The organism is Streptomyces sp. HUAS 15-9, from assembly GCF_025642155.1.
Classification (GTDB): domain Bacteria; phylum Actinomycetota; class Actinomycetes; order Streptomycetales; family Streptomycetaceae; genus Streptomyces.
The window spans coordinates 2,369,751-2,386,635 of the sequence record NZ_CP106798.1 but is presented as its reverse complement, the minus strand read 5'-3'; the positions used below and the strand labels follow the sequence as shown (position 1 = coordinate 2,386,635).

Here is a 16,885-nt window from a genome sequence, read left to right as displayed (position 1 = left end):
AGGGCATGGAAGCCGAGGTCATACGCGAGGTTGTCACAGGCTCAGCTCCGGGTGCAGTCGGTCCAGGGTCCACACCTGGCTGCGGCGGGCCGACAGGGCGGTCAGCGCCAGGGCGCCGGCCGTGAAGGCGACCAGAACGGCGCAGGCCTGCCACACCGGGCCCAGGCCGCCGCCCGTGATCAGCCTCCTGAGGGCCGAGACCACGTAACTCATCGGCAGGAAGGGGTGGATCGCGTTGAAGAAGTCCGGGCTGGTCTGTACGGGGTACGTGCCGCCCGCCGACGTCAGCTGGAGCATCAGCAGGGCGAGCACGAGGATCCGGCCCGCCGCCCCGAAGCGCGCGTTCAGCCACTGCACGATCGCCCCGAAGCACGCCGCCACCAGGAACAGGAAGCCCACCGTCCCGGCCGCCCGGACCATCTGCAGACCGATCGCCCAGTGCAGCACCGCCATCAGGGCCGCCGTCTGCAGCACGCCGACCGCGACCACCGGCAGCCAGCCCGCCAGCGCGATCCGCCAGGCGGCGGAACCGGCCGCGAGGGCTCGCCGGTTGAGCGGCTGGATCAGCATGTACGCCACCATCGCGCCCACCCACAGGGACAGCGGGATGAAGTACGGGGCGAACCCGGTGCCGTAGTTGGGCGCCTTGTGCAGGTCCCTGGAGGCGAGCTGGACCGGGTCGGCCATCACCTCGGTGCGCTGGTCGCGGTCCTTCTTGTCGTAGTCGGGGATCCGCCCGGCCCCGTCGTGCAGTCCACCGGCGAGCTTCCCCGAGCCGTCGACGAGCTTGAACATGCCGCCGTTGAGGTCCTCGGCGCCCGTCTTGAGCTTGCCGACGCCCTCGTCCAGGTCGGCGGCGCCGGTCCGGGCCGTGCCGAGACCGGTGTGCAGCTTCTTGGCGCCCGCGGCGACCTTGCCCGCGCCCTCGTTCAGGTCGTTGATCTTCTTGACGGCGTCGTCGACGTCCTCGGAGAGGTGCGGCGAGCGGTCGGCCAGCGCCTGGGCCTGCTTCTGGAGCGTGCCGAGGTTGGTGCGGAGCGTCTTCAGGTCGCCGTCCTGGTCGGCGATCAGCGTGTTGAGGTCGTCGGCCACCGTGGCCACGTCGGCCGCGGCCTCCTTGGCCTTCTTCAGATCGGGGCAGATCGGGTCGGGCAGCACCGTCGACTCGCAGTGCGTCCGGTAGATCTCGTCGAGCGCCCCGGAGGCCGCGTGCGCGGTCCTGGCGGCGCCCGGAGCCGCCTTCACCAGGACGTCGAGGTTGTGGCTGACCGCCTTGGCCGAGTCGGCGACCAGCTGTGCGGTGTCACCGATGGTCTTCTCGTTGTCCTTGAGGAACGGGCCGACCTTGTCGTAGACCCCGTTGACGTTGTCGGCGAGCGTCTGCGTGCCCTCGGAGACCCGCTGCGAACCGTTCTCCAGGTCGCCGGCGCCCGTGTTGAGCTTCTTCAGGCCCTTGGACAGCTTGCCGCTGCCGCTCTTGGCGTCCGTCAGACCGTCCGCGAGGTCCTTGGAGCCCTTCTCCGCCTTCCCGATGCCGCCCTTGAGCTTGTCGGCGCCGTTCGCGGCCTTCACGGTCTGCCCGTGGATGTCGGAGAAGGAGATGAAGATCCGGTCCAGGAAGGACCGGGAGGTCTTGGTGGACGCGGCCGTGCGCACCTCGCTGAAGACCGTCCGGGATATCGACCCGACGATGTAGTTGTTCGCGTCGTTCGTCCGGACCTGGAGGGCGCCCGTCTCCGGAGAGTCGCCCGAGCTGGAGGCGACGCGCCGGCTGAAGTCGGCCGGCATGGTCAGCGACAGGTAGTACGTGCCGTTCTCGACGCCCTTGCGTGCCTCGGCCGCGCCGACCTCGTGCCACTCGAAGGTCTTGCTGTCACGCAGCCCGTCGACGATGTCGTCGCCCGCCGTGATCTTCTTCCCGTCGGCGGTCGCCCCCTTGTCGTCGTTGACGAGCGCCACGGGGATGCGGTCCAGACGGCCGTACGGGTCCCAGAAGGACCACAGGTACAGGGCGCCGTACAGCAGCGGCAGGACCAGGAGCGCGACCAGGGCGGCACGCGGCAGCTTCCCCCGGCCGAAACGCCTCAGCTCAAGCGCGGCCAGCCTCGGCGAGCGCATCGCCGTCCTCCTTCGCCCCGTCGTCGATCGTGGTGTCGGTGTCGGTGTCGGTGTCGGTGTCGGCCTCGGCCCGGGTCTCGGCCTCGGCCTGGGTCCCGGCCTCGGCCTCGGTCTCGCTCTTGGCCTTGGTCCCGGTCCCGGCCTTGTTCGTGGTCCCCGTCGAGATGACCACGGCGTCGTCCGGGGCCTGACTGCACACCGCGACGACCGTGGTCCCGGCGTCGGCGAGGGACCTCAGAAGGGCCCAGGCCTCGACCCGTTCGGCGTCCGAGAGCTTCAGGCCGACGTCGTCCACCCCGAGCAGCCGGGGCCGGCCGATGAGCGCGAGGGCGACGGACAGCCGCAGCGCCTCCAGCCGCTCCAGGTCGCGTACGACGGTGCGGGAACCCTTGGGCAGGGCCTCCCGGTCGAGCCCGGCGGCACCCAGCGCGGCGTCGATCCGCAGCCTCGCCTCCAGCGTCCGCTCCCGGTGCGGCCGCATCAGCCCGCGCAACGAGTCCCCGAACCGCCGCTGCAGCAGCGCCCGTTCGCGCAGGTGCTCCCCGACGGTCAGGGCCGGTTCGAGATCGGTGACACCGGCGACGTTGGCCACCGCGCTGAGCCGGCGCACCGCCGTGAGCTGCTTGGGCAGATGGGCCGGACCCACGGTCGCCGTTCCCGCGGTGGCCTTCATCCGGCCGGTGAGCGCGAGCAGCAGACACGTCCGGCCGGAGCCGGACGGTCCCTCGACGGCGATCAGCGAGCCGGGCTCCGCGTCGACGGAGACCCCCTGGAACACCCAGCCCCGGGGCCCCTTGAGGCCGAAGTCCCGGGCGGTGACGGCGAGTCCTGGCGGACTGCTCACAGCTCCCCCATCCCTGGGGCCCGGGGATGTCCCCCGCATCCCCGGTCGTTCCCCAATTTGAACTGACTGGTCAGTGCAAAAACTAGCCCGAACTTTCGATCGAAGCAAAACCCCAGGTCAGAACGGATTGTCAGTGGCATACCTCACGATGGGCACATACGGCACCATCGGACAGGTCGTGCCGTCACCCAGACGACAGGAGGTTCGTCATGGCCAACTCGTCCGCAGCCGCCGCAGGTCGGCGCAGCGCCACCGGCCCTGCCCCCTCACTGACCGGCCCGGCGAGCGATGTGCACCCCGTGCTCCGCCGGACCACGGCCCCGCCCGCTGCCCTCGACCTGCTCGCCCAGGCCCGCGCCGGACTCGACGAGGCCGCCGTCCTCGAAACGCCGAACGAACGCTATGCGACGGCCCATCTCGCCGCCCTGCGCACGGCCGCCGCCGTCCTTGCCGCGCGGGGCCGCCCGGAGCCCCCCTCCAGGTGCCGCCCCCGCATCAGGAGCGCCTGGGAAGTGCTCCCCGAGATCGCGCCCGAGCTCACCGAGTGGAGCGCGCTGTTCGCCTCCGGGGCCGGGCGCCGCGCCCGCGCCGAGGCGGGCATCCAGGGCGCGGCCACCCCGCGGGACGCCGACGACCTCATACGGGACGTGGCGATGTTCGTCCGCCTCGTCGAGCGGATGCTGGTGCTCCAGCCGGTCCTGCCACAGCCACGCCAGGACACGGACGGGCCGGACCGCCCGCTCACCCGGGGAGAGCTCCCGGACGCGGGCTGACCGCCCGCCGGAGAGCGGGCCGACGGCACGGGTGTCCGCCGTGCGAGACGGACGCGGCGGTACATCATCGCGGTGACCTGGTACGGCACCGGAGGCAATAGGGTGGAGAGCGCATGCAGCCTTCCCTCCTCCCGTACCCCGGGCCGGGGAGGGCACCCCGTTCGCGCCGCCGGGCAACAGGCGGCGCCGCGCCGAGGAGTCAACTGCCGTGTCGGATCCGATGCGCCCCCGTTCCTCCCTCCGTACCGCCGTGGTCTGGGAGGTCCTCCAGGACGCCCTGGACCGCCGCGTCAAGGCCACGGGCCGGGACTCGCTGGACGTGCTCGACACCGGCGGCGGCAGCGGCAACTTCGCCGTGCCCCTGGCCCGCCTCGGCCACCGCGTCACCGTCGTCGACCCCAGCCCGAACGCGCTGTTCGCGCTGGAGCGCCGGACCGCCGAGGCCGGGGTAGCCGACCGGGTCCGGGGCGTGCAGGGCGACGCCCACGGGCTCTTCGACGTGGTCGAGCCCAGCGGCTACGACGTGGTGCTGTGCCACGGCGTCCTGGAGTACGTGGACGACCCGGCCGAGGGCGTCCGCAACGCGGTGGCCGCGCTGCGCCCCGAGGGCGTTCTCAGTCTCCTCGCGGCCGGCCTCGGCGGCGCCGTGCTCGCCCGCGCCCTCGCGGGTCACTTCACGGAGGCCAAGCAGGCGCTCGAGGACCCGGCCGGCCGCTGGGGCACCGGCGACCCGATGCCGCGGCGCTTCACCGCCGAGCAGCTCACCGGGCTCGTCGAGGCCGCGGGCCTGAGGGTGGCCGCCGTGCACGGCGTACGGGTCTTCGCCGACCTCGTACCAGGCGTCCTGGTGGACACCGAGCCCGGAGCGCTGGACGCCCTGCTGAAGCTGGAGGCCGCGGCGGCCGAGCTCCCCGCGTTCCACTCCGTCGCCACTCAGCTGCACGTCCTGGGCGAGACGAGCGGTGCCACAGGGGCCTGAGCCGCCCCCCGAGTCACGCTGCTGATCAGCGCCCCGGGCGCACATGGAGTGCGCCACAGGCCCCCCGATCGAGCGGTTTGCGCCGTATGATCGAGGGAGACCACCCGGCATGACGGGTCGGCCGCCGGGGAATGGAAGCCTCAGCGAGCCGGGTCGGCCATGGCGGGACTCCGGTTGGCCAATTGGCGTAGAGGGGCGGGTTTCACGGGGGCGATTCCCTGCCTATCCTGAAGGGACCCCCCGGGTCGCCCCGGCGACTGCACGATGAGGAGGACTCCGTGCCGCTCTCGGAGCACGAGCAGCGCATGCTCGAGCAGATGGAGCGAGCGCTGTACGCCGAAGATCCCAAGTTCGCGACAGCGCTTGAGGGAAGCGGGCTGCGCACGTACACCCGACGACGGGTCTACCAGGCGGCGGCAGGCTTCCTCGTAGGTATCGCGCTCCTCATGGCCGGAATGGTCGCACAGCAGATCTGGGTCAGCGTGGTGGGCTTCCTCGTCATGCTTGGCTGTGCGGTACTCGCCGTAACGGGGTGGCGCAAGGCTCCCAAGCCGGGCGAACAGCCCGCCGGTGCCCCGCATGCCCGCCGTCAGGGACGGCCGAAGCGCTCCATGATGGACCGCATCGAACAGCGCTGGCAGCGCCGCCGGGACGAACAGGGCCACTAGTACAGGGCCACTGGTACTTCGGGGCCACTGATACTTCGCTCACTTCGCCGGAAGGTCCGCGCGAGACGCGCTGAGGGGTGACCACCCACCGGGTGGTCACCCCTCAGTTGTGTCCTCGGCCCCGCCGGTCCGCCCTCAGCCCCGCTGGCCCGACGGCCTGCGCAGGGTGGGCCGGGCCGCCGCCGTGCGGGCCCCGAGCGACGCCCACCAGGCCGACGCCGCCCACAGCACCCGCACGCTGGACCGGGGGCGAACCGCGCGCGCAGTCGCGTACCGCGGCCGACCGTGCCGCTCAGCCCGCCGACGGCCCGGCGCACGTCCTCGGCGAGCCCGGCCGTCGGGCGCGGCCGCGGCGCGTAGAGGACCTGCTCCACGGCGTCGGCCACCCGGTGCACCGCGGCCCCGACCACCGGGTCGAGGTGCCCGAGCCGGACGATCCGGGCGGCCGCCTTGCGCGGGGTCTGTGAGTCGTCCGGCATGATGCCGAAGTCCCATGCGGTGTCGGTCAGTTCCTGCCAGGCCGCCAGCGCGTGGGCCGCCGCGCCCTCGTCGCTGCGGGCATGCCCGCCCAGCCGTACGGCGCGCAGCCGCATCCGCCACAGCATCGGCGTCAGCGGGATCGTCACGACGGCCAGCCCGCCGAGCACCCACAGCGCGTACTCCCACCACCGGGGACCGTTGTCGTCCGTGAGCTGCGCGGCTGCCGCGGACGGGCTGGAGCACACGTCCTGCTTGCGCTGCTGGGCCGTGCAGCCCTCGCTCGGCGAGGCCTCCGTCGAGGGCACCGCGCTCGCCGCCTGGGACGGGCTCACATGGTCCGGCGGGGAGGAGCCGGGCGTCTCCGTCTGGGTGTACGAGGGGGTCGTACCGCGGGTCGGGGTCGGCTCGAAGCGGGTCCAGCCCACGCCCTCGAAGTACAGCTCGGGCCAGGCGTGCGCGTCCTTCAGACCGACCGACACCGAGCCGTCCGCCTGCGGGGAACCGGGTGCGAAGCCCACCGCGACCCGGGCCGGGATACCCAGCGTCCGGGCCATCGCGGCCATCGCGAAGGAGAAGTGGACGCAGAAGCCCTGCTTCTTCTGCAGGAAGGCGGCGATGGCGTTGCGGCCCCTGCCGACCTCCACCTGGGTGTCGTACTGGAAGCCACCCGTGACGGCGAAGTAGTCCTGGAGCTTGACCGCCTGGTCGTAGTGGCTCGTCGCGCCGTCGGTGACCTTTTTGGCGGTCCTGGCCACGGCCGACGGGAGCGAGGAGGGCACCTTGGTGTAGTCGCGCTTCAGCGCCGCCGTCGGCTCCGGCGCCGTGGCCAGCTGGTCCGCGGTCGGCTGTACGTCCAGGCTGGTCACGAGGTAGGTCGCGCCGCGCGTGTTCTGGCCGTGGTCGCCGACGAGCGTCATTCCCACCGGCTCGTAGCGCCAGCTGCCGCCGACCTTCACGCTGCTCGGCGGGTAGGGCATCGGCAGCCAGTCCTGCGCGTACCAGTCCGCCGCCGAGACGGTGGTCGTGACCGTCGTGCGCTTGATGCCCTGGCCCAGGCCGATCGGCGTGGGGAACCGGTCCGGCACGCCGACGATGTGCCGCTGGGACGGCTTCCAGGTGACGCCGTCGAAGTCGTCCAGGGAGACGATGCGCAGATACAGGTCGGAGATGTCGTTGGTGTCGGTCTTCAGGGACAGGACCTGGCGGTCCTGGTCCACGTTCAGACTGTCGCGCAGCGACACCAGGGGGTTGACCGCGGAGATCGTGCCGCCGTTCCCGTTGCCCGCGCCGACGCCGGTTCCGGCGCCGTCCAGGAGGCCGCCCTGCATCGCCGGCAGGGCGAGCGGCACGAACAGGGCGACACCGAGCGCGACCGCGCCGATACGGCGGCCGGTGCGGACCGGTGCCACCGCGCTGCCCGTGGGCTCGCCCGGGGCGCGCGCCGCGCCGCCGAAGACGCGGCCCCACTGGGAGAGCCGGTCCCGGCCCTCGGCCAGCAGCAGCATCAGATAGCCGGCCGCCGCGACCAGGAACCACAGCCAGTCGGCGCCGCCGTCGGACAGCCCCGCGGCCACCGAGTACAGCGCGAGCAGCGGCAGTCCCGCCGGGGCCGCGCTGCGGAAGGTCACCGCGAGGGTGTCCACGATCAAGCCGATCACCAGGACGCCGCCGACGAGCATCAGCCGGATGCCGTCGGACAGGGGTGCCGGGATCGCGTACTGGTTGACGTCCTGCGCGCCCTGCCGGAACAGATCGGCGAAGTGCCGGATCGCGTCCGGACCGGGGATCAGCCCGGCGATCGCGTGCTCCCGGGCGAAGAGCAGGGTCAGCAGCATCAGCGAGGTGAGCGCCTGCGCCACCACGGTCAGCGGCCGGGCCAGCGGCACCCGGCGGGTCGCCGCGCCCACCCCCGTCTGCACCGCCACCAGGAAGATCGCCTGCAGCAGCCACGTGGGCTTGTCCACCAGCGGCAGCAGCGCACACGCCGCCATCAACGTCGCCGCGGCGGCACACATGGCCAGCCGCGCCCGCCCACTCATGACAGTGCCTCCCGGTCACTCGTCGCGGCGCCGCGCGCCGGTATCGGCCGGTCCGGGACGACCTCCGCCCGGCCTTCCGGCGTGCCGGCGCGCATCCGTGCCCGCCCGCTCATGACAGTGTCTCTCCGCCGGACATCGCGGCGACGCCCGTGCGTTCGCGGTCCGCCTGGCGCCACAGTTCGCTCAGCGAGGTGCCGCGAGGAACGCTCACGGCGGTCCAGCCCGCCTCGCGCAGCATGCGCAGCCGCTCCCCGTGCTGCGCCGTGGGGCCGGGTACGTCGGTCGGCTCGCGCATCCACGCGTCGCTGTCCAGCAGGAAGGCGACCGCGCCGCCGCCGCGCCGGCGCATCTTGGCCACCACTGCGGCCTGTTCGTCGTCGAGGTCGCCCAGGAAGGCCACCAGCAGTCCTTCGTTGCCGCCGCGCAGCACGTCGTAGGCCCGGGAGAGCCCCGTGCCGTCCGAGTGGTCGATCACGGCGAGGGTGTCCATCATCAGCCCGGCGGCGTCCGCGGTCTCCTGGCTGGCGCCCGCGAACCCGTCGCTGCCCTCGCCGGGCACCGCGCTGCCGGTGTCGGTCAACAGCCGCACCGAGAAGCCGCGTTCCAGCATGTGGACCAGGACCGACGCGGTGCCCGAGACTGCCCACTCGAAGGGCGAGTCCGGACCCGCGCCCGCGAAGGCGATGCCGCGCGTGTCGAGCAGCACCGTGCAGCGGGAGCGCTGCGGCTGTTCCTCCCTGCGCACCATCAACTCGCCGTAGCGGGCGGTGGAGCGCCAGTGGACGCGGCGCAGGTCGTCGCCGTACCGGTACCCGCGCGGGATCACGTCGTCGTCGCCCGCCAGGGCCAGCGAGCGTTGCCGACCGTCGCCGTACCCCTTCGCCTCACCGCTGAACCGGACCGGCGGCAGTGCCTCCACGCGCGGGATCACGGTCAGGGTGTCGAACGTCGAGAAGGAACGGGTCAGTTCGCACATCCCGAACGGGTCCGTGAGGCGCAACTGGAGCGGGCCCAGCGGATAGCGGCCGCGCAGGTCCGAGCGGACCCGGTAGGACACCTCGCGGCGGCCGCCCGGCTCCACCCGGTCCAGGACGAAGCGGGGCCGCGGACCGAGCACATACGGCACCCGGTCCTGCAGCATCAGCAGCCCCGTGGGCAGCCGCGAGACGTTGTCCATCCGCAGATGGACCCGGGCCTCACTGCCGGCCGGCACCCGAGACGGCGCGAGCCTGCGGCTGCCGGCCACCCGGTAGCGGGTGCGGTAGAGCACGGTCGTGCAGATCAGGGGCAGTACGGCCAGCAGCAGCCCGACCCGGAGCAGATCGCTCTGCCCCAGGACGTAGGCGCAGATCGCGGCCGCGATGCCCGCGGCCAGGAAGGACCGCCCGCGGGTGGTCAGCCCCGCGAGCGCCGTACGGACGCCGCCCTTCTCGTCGCGCTCGGTCTCCGCCTGCCCGGTCCCCCCGGCCGTCATCACAGCCTCCGCGGAGGCTGCGAGGGATAGGCGGGCGCGCCCCGGACCAGGCCGCCGAAGCCGGACTGCTGATGGGGCGCCGCGGGCACCGGGGTGTGCTGCAGGATCTCCTGGACGACCTGTTCCGACGTACGACGGTTGAGCTGGGCCTGGGCCGTCGGCAGCAGCCGGTGCGCCAGGACGGCCACGGCGAGGGCCTGCACATCGTCCGGCAGCGCGTACTCCCGGCCGCTCAGGGCGGCCGACGCCTTCGCCGCGCGCAACAGGTGCAGCGTCGCGCGCGGTGAGGCGCCGAGTCTCAGATCGGGGTGCGTGCGGGTGGCGGCGACCAGGTCCACCGCGTACCGCCGGACCGGCTCGGCGACATGGACGCCCCGCACGGCCTCGATCAGCTTCACGATGTCGTGCGCGTGCGCCACCGGCTGGAGGTCCTCCAACGGGCTCACCCCGCCGTGGACGTCGAGCATCTGCAACTCGGCCTCCACGCTGGGGTAGCCGACGGAGACCCGGGCCATGAAGCGGTCGCGCTGGGCCTCGGGCAGCGGGTAGGTGCCCTCCATCTCGACCGGGTTCTGCGTGGCCACCACCATGAACGGGCTGGGCAGTTCATAGGTCTGCCCGTCGATGGTGACCTGGCGCTCCTCCATCGACTCCAGCAGCGCGGACTGGGTCTTGGGCGAGGCGCGGTTGATCTCGTCGCCGATCACGATCTGCGCGAAGATGGCGCCCGGCTTGAACTCGAAGTCCCGCCGCTGCTGGTCCCAGATGGACACGCCGGTGATGTCCGACGGCAGCAGGTCGGGCGTGAACTGGATACGCCGCACCGAACAGTCGATGGATCGCGCCAGCGTCTTGGCCAGCATGGTCTTGCCCACCCCGGGAACATCCTCGATCAGAAGATGTCCCTCGGCGAGCAGCACGGTCAGCGAAAGCCGTACGACCTCGGGCTTGCCCTCGATCACTCCCTCCACCGAACTGCGGACCCGCTCCACAGTGGCAGTCAGATCAGTGAGGCTCGCTCGATCGTCATAGGTCGTCACCCGGCCCTCCTCGGCCCGTTCTTACTCCGGGCCGTCGCTCTGCGATGCGGACCGGCCCACCCCGAACACGGACACCACGCGTGAATGGTTCCGCGTGACGCCACACCCCGCATTCTTGCTGCCGTTACCGATTCGTGTCACTCGCCTGTGGACAACTGCCCGCACTATGTCGGTCTTACGGCGCTTTCGACCGGCATTTTCGATGCCGGTGGCGTGATGTTCCAAAGCGTGCGGTCCGTCGGCGGGCCGGTCAGGCCGGGTCGACCTCGCGCAGCAGACCCGTCCTGACGTCGAACACGAAGCCCCGCACCTCGCCGGTGTGCAGCAGGAACGGCGACGTGCGCACCCGCTGCATGGACTGGCGTACGTCCTGGTCGACGTCCCGGAAGGACTCCACGGCCCAGGCCGGGCGCTGGCCGACCTCCATCTCCAGTTCGGTGCGGAAGTCCTCGGTGAGGGACTCCATGCCGCAACCGGTGTGGTGGATGAGGACGATGCTGCGCGTGCCCAGCTTGCGCTGGCTGATGGTGAGCGAGCGGATCACGTCGTCGGTGACCACGCCGCCCGCGTTGCGGATGGTGTGGCAGTCGCCGAGCTCCAGGCCGAGCGCGGCGTGCAGGTCGAGCCGGGCGTCCATGCAGGCCACGACGGCGACATGGAGCACGGGGTGCGCATCCATACCGGGGTCGGTGAAGGCGGCGGAGTAGTGCTGGTTGGCCTCGACCAGGCGATCCGTCACGGTGCCGCCGTGCGTTATGGCGCCTTCGGATCCAGTGGGAACTGCTGCGGAAGTCGTCATACCCATGACGTTACTGGTCACCACTGGTCCGAGCTTGTTGTGAGAGTGGACAAAGAACGTCATCGTGGCTTGTTGTGAGCTAACCCACACGGAGGGCAAACCTGTGCCGGACGGGTGATTGCCGTCGAAATGCGTCCCTGCCCGAGGTGCGGTCCGCGACGCGCAGGCCGGTTGATTGACCGCGAGACAGGGTGGACTAAAGTGACGCGAAGCGGGAGGCGAGACTCTCCCTGCTGGACTGAATTTCCCCGGAGATCCCGGCTCCGTCCGGACCGTCTCCCCACGTGCGCGGCGCGTACGTACGGCTCGGCCTCCTCCCGCTCCCGGTCGGCTGACGCACTTGGCGCCGGCGGGCCTCCCCTTCACCGGGGGCACCCCCGGCGTCAGCCGGGGAAGGGCGGGGACCCGGCGGTGCGTTCGGCCCGCGCCGGACCTGAGAGGCCCCCTTGAGCCAGAGTCGACACGTCCCAGTGATGCTCCAGCGGTGCCTGGATCTGCTGGCGCCCGCACTGGAGCGGCCGGGAGCGGTGGTCGTCGACTGCACCCTGGGCCTGGGCGGCCACAGCGAGGCGCTGCTGAGCCGGTTCCCCGAGGCCCGGCTCGTCGCCCTCGACCGGGACAAGGAGGCCCTGCGGCTGTCCGGCGAGCGGCTCGCGCCCTTCGGCGAGCGGGCCACGCTCGTGCACGCCGTGTACGACGAGCTCCCCGACGTACTGAACCGGCTCGGCATCGCGCGCGTGCAGGGCGTCCTGTTCGACCTCGGCGTCTCCTCCATGCAACTCGACGAGGCCGACCGCGGCTTCGCCTACGCCCAGGACGCGCCGCTCGACATGCGCATGGACCAGACGACCGGCATCAGCGCGGCCGAGGTCCTCAACACCTACCCGGCGGGCGAGCTGGTGCGGATCCTGCGGGCGTACGGAGAGGAGAAGCAGGCCAAGCGGATCGTCGCCGCGATCGTCCGTGGGCGGGAACAGGAGCCGTTCGACAACAGCGCGCGGCTCGTGGAGCTGATCCGCGATGCCCTGCCGCAGGCCGCCAAGCGGACGGGCGGCAACCCGGCCAAGCGCACCTTCCAGGCGCTGCGGATCGAGGTCAACGGAGAGCTGTCCGTTCTGGAGCGGGCGATCCCGGCCGCGGTCAAGGCGCTCGACGTGGGCGGGCGGATCGCCGTGCTGTCGTACCACTCGCTGGAGGACCGCCTGGTCAAGCAGGTGTTCGCGGCCGGTGCCGCGAACACCGCGCCGCCCGGACTGCCCGTCGTGCCCGAGCGCTACCAGCCCCGGCTCAAGCTGCTCACGCGCGGTGCCGAACTTCCCACCGAGGAAGAGGTCGCCGAGAACCGCCGGGCGGCTCCGGCGCGGCTGCGCGGGGCCCAGCGCATCAGGGAAGACGTCGTATGAGGGGCGTGAGTGAGTTGGGTACCCGAACTCACCGGAGGGCATGTGAGTAGGAAACCCGAACTGAGGGGGAGGGCCGCCCGGCTCGCACGGCTGTTTCCGGCCGGGCGGGGGCAGGCGGCCCGGACGCCGTTCGTCCTCCTCGTCGTCCTGCTCCTCGGTGGTGGTCTCATCGGACTCCTGGTGCTGAACTCGGCGCTCAGCGAAGGCTCGTTCCGGCTGGACGACCTCCAGAAACAGACGAAGAACCTCACCGACGAGCAACAGGCCCTCCAGCGCGACATCGACGCCTACTCCGCCCCCGACGCCCTCCAGCGCCGGGCCCGTGAACTCGGCATGGTGCCAGGCGGCGACCCGGCCTTCCTCGACCCCGACGGCACCGTCAAGGGTGCCCCCAGCCCCGCCGCCCTGCAGCACACCACGCGGACGACCGCGCCCCTCCCGCCCGAGGCGATCCTCCCGGCCGCCCCCGCGTCCCCGGCCCCGCGGGCCACACCGGGCACCCCGACCCAGACCTCGACCTCCCCGATCCCCGCCTCCCCGGCGCCACCCACGCCCGTCTCCACCCCCCAGCCCGCCACGACCCCGACCCCCGGCAGGTGACGGAAGTGTCCGACAGGGAACCGCCGCGCCGCCGCGTGCCCGGCCCCGCCAAGCCGCCCCGGCCCGGGAACGGCGGCCGTCGGCAACCCGGTCCCGGGGCCCGCCCGGCCCGCCGCCCCCAGCAGGCCCGCCCGGCGGGCGCCCGCCCGCTGCGGCTCGGCAGCCCCCGCCCGCGCCTGCGCATGGTCAGTCTCGCGCTGACCCTGGTGCTGCTCGCCTTCGTGGTGCGGCTGCTCCAGGTGCAGGCGGTCGACGCGAGCGCGTACGCCGCCAAGGCCGAGCAGAACCGGTATGTCGTCCACACCCTGGCCGCCGAGCGCGGCGGGATCACCGACCGCAACGGCGTGGCCCTGGCGATCAGCGAGGACGCGTACGACATCACGGCCGACCCGACGATGTTCACGCGCAAGCAGCTGGGCATCGACGACGGCCCGGAGCGGGCGGCCGCGCTCCTCGCGCCGATCGTCGGGCAGGACCAGGAGACGCTCGTCCGCAAGCTGCGGCCCGCCAACAAGGACCTGCGCTACGTCAAACTCGCCGGCCGCCGGACCCCGCAGGTCTGGAACCAGATCAAGGACCTGAGAAGCGCGCTCGCCCAGAAGGCGAACATCGACAAGACCACCGTCAACGTCCTCGCCGGCGTCTTCTCCGACCCCAGCAGCAAGCGCGTGTACCCGAACGGCGACCTCGCCGCCGGGATACTGGGCTGGGTCAACGCCGAGGGCAAGGGCGGCGGCGGCATCGAACAGCAGCTGAACAAGACACTGACCGGCACGGACGGCAAGATCCGCTACGCCCAGTCCGGCGGCCGCGAGGTGCCCACCGCGGGCTCCACCGAGACCCCCGCCGTGCCCGGTGCCGACGTCGAGCTCACCATCGACCGCGACATCCAGTGGGCCGCGCAGAACGCCATCACCGAGCAGGTGAAGAAGTCCAAGGCCGACCGCGGCTATGTCGTCGTCCAGGACACCCGTACCGGCGAGATCCTCGCCATGGCCGACTCACCCGGCTTCGACCCCAACGACCTGTCGAAGGCGGATTCCTCCGCGATGGGCAACCCGGCCCTCCAGGACGCCTACGAGCCCGGCTCCACCGCCAAGGTGATGTCGATGGCGGCCGTACTGGAGGAGAACGCCGCCACCCCGCTCACCCATGTCGTCGTCCCCAACCGGCTGCACCGCGGCGACCGCCTCTTCCAGGACGACGTCGACCACGGGACCTGGTACCTCACGCTCAACGGCGTCCTGGCCAAATCCAGCAACATCGGCACCATCCTGGCCGCCGGCCAGCTCGGCAAGACCCAGCGGGAGGCCAACGACGTCCTCTACTCCTATCTGAAGAAGTTCGGCCTCGGCAGCTACACCGGACTCGGCTTCCCCGGCGAGACCAGGGGCATCCTCGCGCCCGCGAACAAGTGGTCGACGTCGCAGCAGTACACGATTCCTTTCGGCCAGGGCATGTCCCTCAACGCCATGCAGGCCGCCTCCGTCTACTCGACGATCGCCAACGGCGGCGTCCGTGTCGAGCCCACCCTGGTGCGCGGCACCGAGGGCGCCGACGGCCGCTTCACCCCCGCCGCCAAGCCCGAGAAGGCCCGGGTGGTCAGCGAGAAGACGGCGAAGACCGTCGCCCAGATGCTGGAGTCCGTCGTGGACGACCGGGAGGGCACCGGCACCAGGGCGCGCATCCCCGGCTACCGCGTCGCGGGCAAGACGGGTACGGCCAACCGCGTGGATCCGGCCACCGGCAAGTACCGCGGCTACACCTCCTCATTCGCCGGATTCGCACCCGCGGACAACCCGCGGATCACCGTCTACTGCGCCATCCAGAACGCCACCACCGGCAGCTACTTCGGGGGCCAGATCTGCGGTCCCATCTACAAGCAGGTGATGGAGTTCGCCCTGAAGACCCTCCAGATCCCGCCGACCGGGGCCAAGGCCGCGAATCTGCCGGTCACCTACAAGCCCTGACCTGCACCGGTACCTCGCACAGACCACCAGGAACGAGCTCGTGAGAACGATCACCCCGGACCCCGGGAACCACGGCCCCTCCGGCCCCTCGCTTCGCTCCACGGCGGGTACGCCCGGTACGCTCACCGCCGTGCCACACGCTGATCAGTCCCAAACCACCCAGAAGGGCGCTTCCGTGACCTACCCGGGGCCGCCACGACCGGTTCGGGTCTCCGCCACACCCCTCGCGGAGCTCGCCGATCAGCTGGGTGACGCCACTTTCCACCATGCCGCCGAGGTCACGGGCATCACCCACGACTCGCGCGCCGTCCGCCCCGGCGACCTGTACGCCGCCCTCCCGGGCGCCCGGCTGCACGGCGCCGACTTCGTCACCCAGGCCGCCGGCCTGGGCGCGGTCGCCGTGCTGACCGACCCGACGGGCGCCGAGCGCGCCGCCGCGACCGGCCTGCCGGTCCTGGTCGTCGACGACCCGCGCGCGCGGATGGGCGAGCTGGCGGCCACGATCTACGGCCGCCCCGGCGGTGATCTGCTCCAGATCGGCATCACCGGCACCTCCGGCAAGACCACCACCGCCTACCTCGTCGAGGGCGGCCTCAGGACGGTGAAGTCCACCGGTCTGGTCGGCACGGTCGAGATGCGCATCGGCGACGAGCGCATCAAGTCCGAGCGCACCACCCCCGAGGCCACCGACCTCCAGGCCCTGTTCGCCGTCATGCGCGAACGCGGCGTCGAGGCGGTCGCCATGGAGGTCTCCAGCCACGCCCTGGTCCTCGGCCGGGTCGACGGCTGCGTCTTCGACATCGCCGTCTTCACCAACCTCAGCCCGGAACACATGGAGTTCCACTCCGACATGGAGGACTACTACCGGGCCAAGGCACAGCTGTTCACACCACGGCGCAGCAAACGCGGTGTGGTCAACTTCGACGACGAGTACGGCCGCCGGCTCGCCGAGGAGGCCTCCGTCCCGGTGGTCACCTTCTCCGCCGAGGGACACCCCGACGCCGACTGGCGTGCCGAGGACGTCCGGATCGGCCCGATGGACTCGACGTTCACCGTCCTCGGCCCCGAGGGCGAGCGGATCACCGCGAAGTCGCCGCTGCCGGGCCCGTTCAACGTGGCGAACACCCTCGCCGCCGTGGTCGCCCTCGCCGCCGCGGGCCTCGACCCGCAGACCGCCGCCGACGGCGTCGCCGCCGTACCGGGCGTACCGGGCCGTCTGGAGCGGGTGGACGCCGGACAGCCGTACCTCGCGGTCGTCGACTACGCCCACAAGACCGACGCGGTCGAATCGGTGCTCAAGGCGCTGCGCAAGGTCACCAAGGGCCGGCTGCACGTCGTCCTCGGCTGCGGCGGCGACCGCGACCGGACCAAGCGCTCCCCGATGGGCGCCGCCGCGGCCCGGCTCGCCGACACGGCCGTACTGACCTCCGACAACCCCCGTTCAGAGGATCCCCTGGCGATCCTCGCCACCATGCTCCAGGGCGCGGCGTCCGTACCCGTGCACGAGCGCGGTGAGGTGCTCCTCTTCGAGGACCGGGCCGCCGCGATCACCGCCGCGGTGGGCCGTGCCGCGCCCGGCGACACGGTGCTGGTCGCGGGCAAGGGGCACGAGCAGGGCCAGGACATCGCCGGAGTGGTCCGTCCCTTCGACGACCGCCAGGTGCTCCGCGAAGCTATCCAGAAGACCCAGGGATGAAC

The 16,885-nt window shown here is 72.0% G+C and carries 12 protein-coding genes and 1 pseudogene; 7 read left to right on the top strand and 6 right to left on the bottom strand.

The genetic code is table 11. The features are described 5' to 3' along the window. Positions 1 to 33 precede the first annotated feature (33 nt). Together N8I87_RS10920 and N8I87_RS10915 are read right to left on the bottom strand one after the other, a co-directional pair. Positions 34 to 2,118, bottom strand: a complete 2,085-nt coding sequence (locus N8I87_RS10920) for a YhgE/Pip domain-containing protein (RefSeq protein ID WP_263207789.1) — start codon at positions 2,116 to 2,118, stop codon at positions 34 to 36. Next, positions 2,090 to 3,001 (bottom strand): ATP-binding cassette domain-containing protein, encoded by a 912-nt coding sequence (locus tag N8I87_RS10915; protein ID WP_263207786.1) that lies wholly within the window; start codon positions 2,999 to 3,001, stop codon positions 2,090 to 2,092. Before N8I87_RS10915 ends, N8I87_RS10920 begins: the two co-directional genes overlap by 29 nt. 170 nt (positions 3,002 to 3,171) lie before the next feature. On the opposite strand from N8I87_RS10915, the gene N8I87_RS10910 reads away from it, so the two are divergent. The 3 genes from N8I87_RS10910 to N8I87_RS10900 all read left to right on the top strand — a co-directional run bounded on the left by N8I87_RS10910 (position 3,172) and on the right by N8I87_RS10900 (position 5,382). After that, positions 3,172 to 3,735, top strand: coding sequence for an SAV_6107 family HEPN domain-containing protein (locus N8I87_RS10910; RefSeq protein ID WP_263207784.1), 564 nt, complete (start codon positions 3,172 to 3,174; stop codon positions 3,733 to 3,735). Between the two features lie 208 nt (positions 3,736 to 3,943). Beyond that, positions 3,944 to 4,714, top strand: coding sequence for a methyltransferase (locus tag N8I87_RS10905; RefSeq protein WP_263207782.1), 771 nt, complete (start codon positions 3,944 to 3,946; stop codon positions 4,712 to 4,714). A gap of 278 nt (positions 4,715 to 4,992) precedes the next feature. Beyond that, positions 4,993 to 5,382: an SCO2097 family morphological protein gene (locus N8I87_RS10900; protein WP_263207780.1), complete on the top strand. Its 390-nt coding sequence runs from the start codon at positions 4,993 to 4,995 to the stop codon at positions 5,380 to 5,382. A gap of 135 nt (positions 5,383 to 5,517) precedes the next feature. On the opposite strand, the pseudogene N8I87_RS10895 reads toward N8I87_RS10900, so the two are convergent. The 4 genes and pseudogenes from N8I87_RS10895 to N8I87_RS10880 form a co-directional block, all read right to left on the bottom strand. Next, positions 5,518 to 7,901: pseudogene (locus N8I87_RS10895) on the bottom strand (transglutaminase TgpA family protein). A 109-nt stretch (positions 7,902 to 8,010) separates the two neighbouring features. Beyond that, positions 8,011 to 9,375, bottom strand: a complete 1,365-nt coding sequence (locus tag N8I87_RS10890; RefSeq protein ID WP_263207779.1) for a DUF58 domain-containing protein — start codon at positions 9,373 to 9,375, stop codon at positions 8,011 to 8,013. Continuing rightward, positions 9,375 to 10,415, bottom strand: a complete 1,041-nt coding sequence (locus tag N8I87_RS10885) for an AAA family ATPase (RefSeq protein ID WP_263207777.1) — start codon at positions 10,413 to 10,415, stop codon at positions 9,375 to 9,377. Before N8I87_RS10885 ends, N8I87_RS10890 begins: the two co-directional genes overlap by 1 nt. A gap of 250 nt (positions 10,416 to 10,665) precedes the next feature. Further along, entirely contained in the window at positions 10,666 to 11,277 is a 612-nt protein-coding gene (locus N8I87_RS10880; RefSeq protein WP_263207775.1) for a beta-class carbonic anhydrase, read from the bottom strand. Between the two features lie 383 nt (positions 11,278 to 11,660). On the opposite strand from N8I87_RS10880, the gene rsmH reads away from it, so the two are divergent. Genes rsmH through N8I87_RS10860 form a run of 4 tightly spaced genes read left to right on the top strand, consistent with a single transcriptional unit; the run spans position 11,661 to position 16,883 of the window. Continuing rightward, a complete protein-coding gene (gene rsmH, locus N8I87_RS10875; protein WP_263207773.1) occupies positions 11,661 to 12,617 on the top strand; it encodes a 16S rRNA (cytosine(1402)-N(4))-methyltransferase RsmH in 957 nt (318 codons plus the stop codon). Positions 12,618 to 12,659: 42 nt separating this feature from the next. Beyond that, complete coding sequence (ftsL, locus tag N8I87_RS10870) at positions 12,660 to 13,217, top strand: cell division protein FtsL (RefSeq protein ID WP_263207771.1); 558 nt, start codon at positions 12,660 to 12,662, stop codon at positions 13,215 to 13,217. Positions 13,218 to 13,222: 5 nt separating this feature from the next. Continuing rightward, the gene (locus N8I87_RS10865) at positions 13,223 to 15,187 is read left to right on the top strand and encodes a penicillin-binding transpeptidase domain-containing protein (protein ID WP_317633453.1); all 1,965 of its coding nucleotides are present in this window, start codon (positions 13,223 to 13,225) and stop codon (positions 15,185 to 15,187) included. Between the two features lie 40 nt (positions 15,188 to 15,227). Further along, positions 15,228 to 16,883, top strand: coding sequence for a UDP-N-acetylmuramoyl-L-alanyl-D-glutamate--2,6-diaminopimelate ligase (locus N8I87_RS10860; RefSeq protein WP_263207766.1), 1,656 nt, complete (start codon positions 15,228 to 15,230; stop codon positions 16,881 to 16,883). Positions 16,884 to 16,885 lie beyond the last annotated feature (2 nt).